Origin of the sequence: Kitasatospora sp. NPDC127111 (assembly GCF_042677465.1) — a bacterium.
Classification (GTDB): Bacteria; Actinomycetota; Actinomycetes; order Streptomycetales; family Streptomycetaceae; genus Kitasatospora.
The window spans coordinates 65095-71523 of sequence record NZ_JBHXTG010000048.1; the positions used below are offsets into that span (position 1 = coordinate 65095).

Consider the following 6429-nt stretch of genomic DNA (forward strand, 5'->3'; position numbering starts at 1 on the left):
GCGTGCCCGGGGTCTCCAGGTGTGACCTCGTACGACCCGATGGAGAGACGTGACCGACTGACCGCCCGGCCCGACCGACCTTGCCGACCTTGCCGACCTTGCCGACCTTGCCGACCTTGCCGACCTCACCGGCGCCGCCGCCCTGTCCGGCTGCGCCGACCCGACCATGCCCGCCGTGCCGACCACGGGGGGCGGCCCGACCGCGGCTGCCCGCCCCGTGCCCCGGTGCGGGCCGGCGCCCAGCAGTGGAGTGACCTTTCTTGGAGCGAACGATGAGTGACACGGAGAACGGCGCTCCGGAGGAGGCCACGGCGGGCCCGGACGGGACCGGCGGCCCGTCCACCGGGGGCGACGGCGGCGGTAGCGGCAACCGCGGCAACGGCGGCGGCGGTAACGGCGGCGAAGGCGCCGACGGCGGAGGCGACGGCGACAAGGCCGCCGCCGTCGCGGCGCTGGCCGAGCGGATCCGCAGCATCGGCCAGCAGTCCGGCGCTCCGGCGCCGCAGGGCTCGCCGGCCGCTCCGGCGGCGCCGGACTCGGCGCGCCCGGAGGCCGGCGGGCCGGCACCGGCCCGCACTCCGGCGGCCGTCCGCCCGGTGCCCGCCCGCGCCGAGGGCGACGAGCAACGCGTCCAGGCACTCAAGGACACCGCCGAGGTGCTGGCCGCCGGTGGCGCGCCGACCGACCTCGCGGCCGCCGCCGTGGCCGCGTTCGGCGACGGCGCCGCCGAACAACTGCGCGCCGACCCGTGGGCCGTGCTGACCCTGCCCGGCGTCCGCCCCGAGCACGCGGACGGCTTCGCCCGCGGGCTGCTCGGCCCCGCCGCCGGCCCCGGCGACCCGCGCCGGGCCCAGGCGCTGGTGCCGTGGCTGCTGGAGCAGGCGGCCCTGCGCGGCCACTCGGCCGTGGAGGTCGCCGAGGTGACCGCCGGGCTCGACCGCCTCGGCCTGCCGGACACCGCCGCCGCACTGCAGGCGGCCGTGGTCGACGGCCGGGCGATGCCGTTCCAGGAGGAACTGACCGGCGCCGAGGCGCACGCCGCGGGCGGTGACGAGGACGACGAGCCGCCGACCCGGACGGTGCTCGCGCTGGAGCGGCTGGCCCTGGCGGAGGAGAGCCTGGCGGACGGTCTGGTCCGGCTGATGTCGACCTTCGTCCCCGGCGAGGACCTGCCCGCGGACGGGTCCGAGGCCGCGGACGAGGTCGAGAACGGGGTCGAGGGCGGGGACGGGATCGAGGCTGAGGCTGAGGCTGAGGCCGATGTCGAGGCTCCGGCCGAGGCCGCGGACGGGACCGCGCCCGGAGACGGGACCGCGCCCGGGGGCGGAGCCGGCCCGGGCGAGCACGGCCCCGCCGCCGCGCCCGGCCCCGCCGCCGCGCCCGGCCCCGCCGCCTGGGAGGCGGCCGCCGTCGCGGCCCCGTCCTCCTCCGCGACCGCGCTGATCCGGGCCGCCGCGGAGCACGCCCTGGTCACCCACACCGGCGGCGAGGCCGCGCGGGCCGAACCGGCCGCACTGGTCCGCGCCGCCGCCGGCCTCGGCCTCCGCGCCTGGGCCGCCACCTGGACCGACCAGGGCCGGGAGAGCCTCACCGCGCTCGCCGACGGTCCGCTCCCGGTCGCCACCCTGGCCGAACTGCTGGCCGGGACGGCCGGCCCCGGCCGCTCCCCCGACGGCACGCTCGCCCTGGACGTCCTCGTCGTCCTGGACGCCCCGCTGCTGGACGTCGAGCTGGCCGCGACGCTGCTGGAGTCGCTCGCCGACGGCACCCGGCTGGTGCTCAGCGGTGACCCGGGACAGCTCTGGTCGGCCGGCCCCGGCCGTTTCTTCGCCGACCTGCTGGCCGCCAAGGTCTGCCCGTCGGTGGCCTCCCGCACCCCGGACTTCGGCCCGATCGGCGAGCTGGTCTCCGGCGTCGGCATCGGCGAGCTGCAACCGGTGGAGGCGCCCGACAAGGAGGTGGTCATCCTGACCGCCAAGGACGGCGGCGAGGCCGTCCACCGCGCCCTCCAGCTGCTCACCGATTCGATCCCGCGCGCGCTCGGCATCCCCGCCGAGCAGGTGGTGCTGCTCACCCCCGGCCACGGCGGCCCGGCCGGTACCCGCGCGCTCAACGCCGCCGCCAAGGCCCGCCTCAACCCCGGCCCGGGCCGCTTCGGCGGCTTCGACCCGGGCGACCGCGTGGTGGACTCCCCCGCCCCCGGCATCACCCGCATCGCCCGGGTGGCCGACGGCGACGCCACCGGTCTGCACCTGGAATACACCGACGGCTCGCGCCGGACCGTCCCGCCCGCCGAGGCGGGCCGGCTGCGGCACGGCTGGGCGCTGACCGTCCACCAGGCGGCCGGCCGCCGCTGGCCGGGCGCGGTCGTCGTCCTGCCCGAGGACGCCGGCCCGGTGCTCACCCGGCAGTGGGTGTACACCGCGTTCGGCCGCGGCGAGCGGCACCTCTCGGTGGTCCACGCCGCCGGACCGGCGCTCGTCCAGGCCGTCACCGAGCGCCCGGCCCGCCCCCGCACCACCCGGCTGCGCGCCATCCTCGCCGAGAACGCCGCCCAGGCGTACTGACGAGGCGTCCTGACGGGGCGTCCCGACGGCGGCGCGTCCTGACGGCCGTGGGCCCGTCCCCGGGCCCGCTGGCGGCGGCGGGCCGGCACCGGCCCCCGCCGTCAGCGGCTGGTCGGCTGTCGGTGGGCGGCGCTAGCGTGCGGGGCGCAGCAGTCCATCGAGTGCAAAGGGGAGAGCATGACCACCCTCGAGAACCGGCCGAACACCGCACTTCTCGTGATCGACGTCCAGAACGGCGTGGTCGAGGGCGCCTACGAGCGCGACGCCGTCGTCGGCAACATCGCGGCCCTGGTCGAGAAGGCCCGGCAGGAGCGGGTGCCGGTCGTCTGGGTCCGGCACTCCGCCGAGGACCTCGTCCTCGGGAGCGACAGCTGGCAGATCGTCCCCGAGCTGGTGCCCGCCGAGGGCGAGGCGATCGTCGAGAAGCTCTTCCGCGACTCGTTCGAGGCCACCACCCTGGAGGCCGAGCTGGCGGGCCTGGAGGTCGGGCGCCTCGTCGTGGTCGGCGCGCAGACCGACTTCTGCGTCCGCTCGACCCTCCACGGCGCGCTCGCCCGGGGCTACGACGCGATCCTGGTCAGCGACGCCCACACCACGGAGGACCTGTCCTCCTGGGGTGCGCCGAAGCCGGAGCAGGTCATCGCGCACACCAACCTCTACTGGTCCGGCCAGCAGGCGCCCGGGCGCACGGCCGGGACGGTCGAGACCAAGAACGTGGACTTCGGCACCGCCTCCTGACCCCGGCGGGGTCCGGCCCCTGCCCGGGGCCGTGGCCCGCGCCCCGGACGCACACCCGGTACGACCCCGCGCGCACCGGAAGTCGGCCCCGTCGACTTCCGGTGCGCCGACGTGCCTGCTCGGCCGATCGGTGCGGGGGCTCGGCGCGCGGGCTCGATGCGGTGGCATGAACGATGTTCATGGATTCGGTAGAAAGCAAGCCTTGGACGCATGGCAGCAGTCCGGCGGAGGGTGGGGAGCAGTCACCGCCCCCGACCGAGGAGTGCCGTTCCATGGATCTTCAGCTCACCGACCACGTGGTCGTCGTCACCGGTGCCTCGGCGGGCATCGGCGAGGCCGCCGTCCGCCTGCTGGCCGCCGAGGGGGCCACCGTGGTCGGGGTGTCCCGCAGGCCCGAGGGCGTGGCGGCGCTCGGCGCCCGGGTGGAGGCCCTGGCGGCCGACGTCACCGAGCCCGACGCGGCGGAGCGGATCGTCGCCGAGGTGCTGGCCCGGCACGGCCGGCTGGACGCCGTGGTCAACAACGCCGGCGGGCTGGACGCCCGGGCCGGTTTCCTGGAGGTCACCGACGCGCAGTGGCGGGCCACCTTCGAGCTCAACTTCCACTCCGCGGTGCGGCTGAGCCGCGCCGCCCTGCCCGCGCTGCTGCGCGCCGGCGGCGCGCTGGTGCACGTCGCCAGCGAGGCCGCCCGGCTGCCCGACAGCCCCCTGGTCGACTACGCGGCGGCGAAGACGGCGCTGCTGTCGCTGTCCAAGTCGCTCGCTGGGGAGTTCGGCCCGCACGGCGTCCGCTCCAACGTGGTCTCGCCCGGCCCGACCCGGACCCGCCTCTGGGACGCCCCCGGCGGCTTCGCCGAGCAGCTCGCCGAGGGCTTCGGCCTGCCGGTCGAGGCGGCCGTCGACCACTTCGTCCGCGAGGTCCGCCGGCTGCCGAGCGCGCGGCTGGGCACGCCCGAGGACGTCGCCCGGGTGATCGCCTACCTGGTCTCGCCCCTCGCCGGCCAGGTGACCGGTGCCGAGTGGGCCGTCGACGGCGGCGCGCTCCGCCAGCTCTGAGCGCCTGCCCCCGCGGTACCCCCGCGCCCACCCTGCCCCGCGCGCCCGCGCACGCCCCAGACCGTCCTTGAGAGGAACGTCCGAAATCATGCGCCTGCAGAAGCGTTTCCGCACCACCGGCGCCACCGCCCGGGCCACCACCGGCGCCACCGCCGTCGGCCTCGCCGCGCTCTCCGCCCTGATCCTCGCCGCCGGGGTCGCGGTGCCGACCACCGCCTCCGCCCACGGGCCCGACCGGGCCTGGCGGCTGGTCGACCGCACACCCGGGCTCGTCCAGCCGCACGCGCTCACGGTGGACGGTTCGCTCTCCACCCGCCGCGCGGCCCAGGAGATCCGGCTGGCCCAGCAGCTCTACACCTTCTGGCACACCGGCGAGCAGCGCTACCTGGACGCCGCCGTCGATCCCGGGTTCCGGGACAACACCCTGCCCGCGGGGCGCCCGCAGGGTCCCACCGGGCCGTCCGCCGCCTCGCGCACCTTCCGCGCCGCCGTACCGGACCTCGGGTGCGAGCTGGCGGACCTGCTGATCACCGGTGACAAGATCACCGCCCGGCTGGTCTTCCGCGGCCACTTCACCGGCGTCTTCAACGGCGTGCGGGGGCAGGGCCAGCGCGTCGAGTTCAACGCCATCGACATCCAGCACGTCGGCGCGGCGCGGATCACCGAGGACTGGCACCTGGAGGACAACCAGACCCTGCTCGCCCAACTCGGCGCCGCCACCGGCCGTTGAGCCCACGGCCGACGGGCCCCGGGCCGCCGCACCCGGGACCCGGCGCGGGCCGGTGGCGGGCGAGGTGCCCGCCGCCGGCCCGCCCGGGCACGCGTCAGTCGTCCAGGTCCTCGTCGTCGTAGACCTCGCTGACGTCGAACCGGCAGATCAGCAGCTGCGGGTCGGCGTGCTCGAACGGCTCCGGCAGCCACTCCCCCGGCTCGGTCGGCTCCGCCGCCGCGACCCACAGCGTCGAGTCGGCCTCCTCCAGCCCGAACTCCTCGCTGCGGGCCGCGATCTCGTCCGGCTCGTACTCGCCGAACAGCACGCCGATCGCGGCGTTCAGCCCGCCCGTGCCACCACCGCCGGGAGTCAACGAGTCGTCCAGCCGCTCGGCCTGGGCACGCAGCCGCTTCGGGTCCGCGACGTGGTAGTCGCGGCGGATCAGCACGCTGATCGCCTCGGGCTGCTCGGGCCCGTGGTACCCGCCCGGACCCTCGTCCCCGGGGACCTCGAAGGGGGTCACCTCGTCGTAGACCTCGTAGAGGAGTTGGTCGTAGGCGATGGCCGCCGTCGCGAGCTGCTCGTAGGCGGCGAACACGGCGGGATCGTCCGCTGCGTCGGGGTTCGACACCGCTTCCAGATGACGGTCGATGGCGGCCTTGACCGCCTCGGCGGCGGCGCGTACCTCGGCAATGGTGGGCTGCGCGGCATCAGACATGGTGCAGACGCTATCTCCCCGCGGTGTCGGTACGCACAGCGGTTGTCACCTACACCCGCGATTTCACCGCAACTTCCCTCCCGATGTCCGATCCGCGTGGATATTTCCCCGCGCACGCGGGGCGCCCGGGGCACGGGCACGGCACGGTTGAGCCGTCCGGGTGCCGCTTGGCGAGCCGCGATCGGGGTATTCCGTCAGCAGGAGAAACGGAACTGATGCCCTGTCAGGCCCCAGGGCCGCGGGGCCGGCGCCGAGCGGCGGGACGGGCCCGGGCGGCCGGTGGGAGCGCGGCCGAAAATACCCGGGCCCGTTGTCGGAGGCAGGCCGTACGCTTGCCGGAAGGTGTCCCTCAGGAGGAGCGTTTTGACCCCACCGAAGCCGGTCCGGCAGCCGGAGTACGAGTACCAGTCGCTGCGCATGCCGCGCGGGACGTCGCGCAACGCGGCACGCCAACTGCTCACCGACCACGCCGAGTACGGGCACTGGGAGTTGGACAGGCTCCGTCTGTTCCCCGACGGCAGCCGGACGGTGCTGCTGCGCCGCCGGATCATCCGGCAGGTCCGCAGCTGGTGACGTGACGACCGCCACGCGGCGCGCCGCCGCTGCCCGCGGCGGGCGCCCGCGCGCCCGCGGCCGTCC

The 6429-nt window shown here is 76.5% G+C and carries 6 protein-coding genes; 5 read left to right on the plus strand and 1 reads right to left on the minus strand.

Going from position 1 to position 6429, the window contains the following annotated elements; all coding sequences use genetic code 11:
* Positions 1-272: 272 nt before the first annotated feature.
* From ACFVHB_RS26075 to ACFVHB_RS26090, 4 genes are all read left to right on the plus strand, one after another.
* Positions 273-2567, plus strand: a complete 2295-nt coding sequence (locus tag ACFVHB_RS26075; RefSeq protein ID WP_380326968.1) for a helix-hairpin-helix domain-containing protein — start codon at positions 273-275, stop codon at positions 2565-2567.
* 177 nt (positions 2568-2744) lie between these two features.
* On the plus strand, positions 2745-3305 hold the full coding sequence (locus tag ACFVHB_RS26080) for a cysteine hydrolase family protein (RefSeq protein ID WP_380326971.1): 561 nt from the start codon (positions 2745-2747) through the stop codon (positions 3303-3305).
* Between the two features lie 272 nt (positions 3306-3577).
* A complete protein-coding gene (locus ACFVHB_RS26085; RefSeq protein ID WP_380326974.1) occupies positions 3578-4360 on the plus strand; it encodes an SDR family NAD(P)-dependent oxidoreductase in 783 nt (260 codons plus the stop codon).
* A gap of 88 nt (positions 4361-4448) precedes the next feature.
* Positions 4449-5090: an ester cyclase gene (locus tag ACFVHB_RS26090; RefSeq protein ID WP_380326977.1), complete on the plus strand. Its 642-nt coding sequence runs from the start codon at positions 4449-4451 to the stop codon at positions 5088-5090.
* A 94-nt stretch (positions 5091-5184) separates the two neighbouring features.
* Here ACFVHB_RS26090 and ACFVHB_RS26095 read toward each other — a convergent pair whose 3' ends face one another.
* Complete coding sequence (locus ACFVHB_RS26095; protein ID WP_380326980.1) at positions 5185-5790, minus strand: hypothetical protein; 606 nt, start codon at positions 5788-5790, stop codon at positions 5185-5187.
* A 363-nt stretch (positions 5791-6153) separates the two neighbouring features.
* Between ACFVHB_RS26095 and ACFVHB_RS26100 the strand changes: the two genes are divergently transcribed.
* A complete protein-coding gene (locus ACFVHB_RS26100; RefSeq protein WP_037846781.1) occupies positions 6154-6363 on the plus strand; it encodes a DUF5703 family protein in 210 nt (69 codons plus the stop codon).
* The last annotated feature ends 66 nt before the right edge of the window (positions 6364-6429 follow it).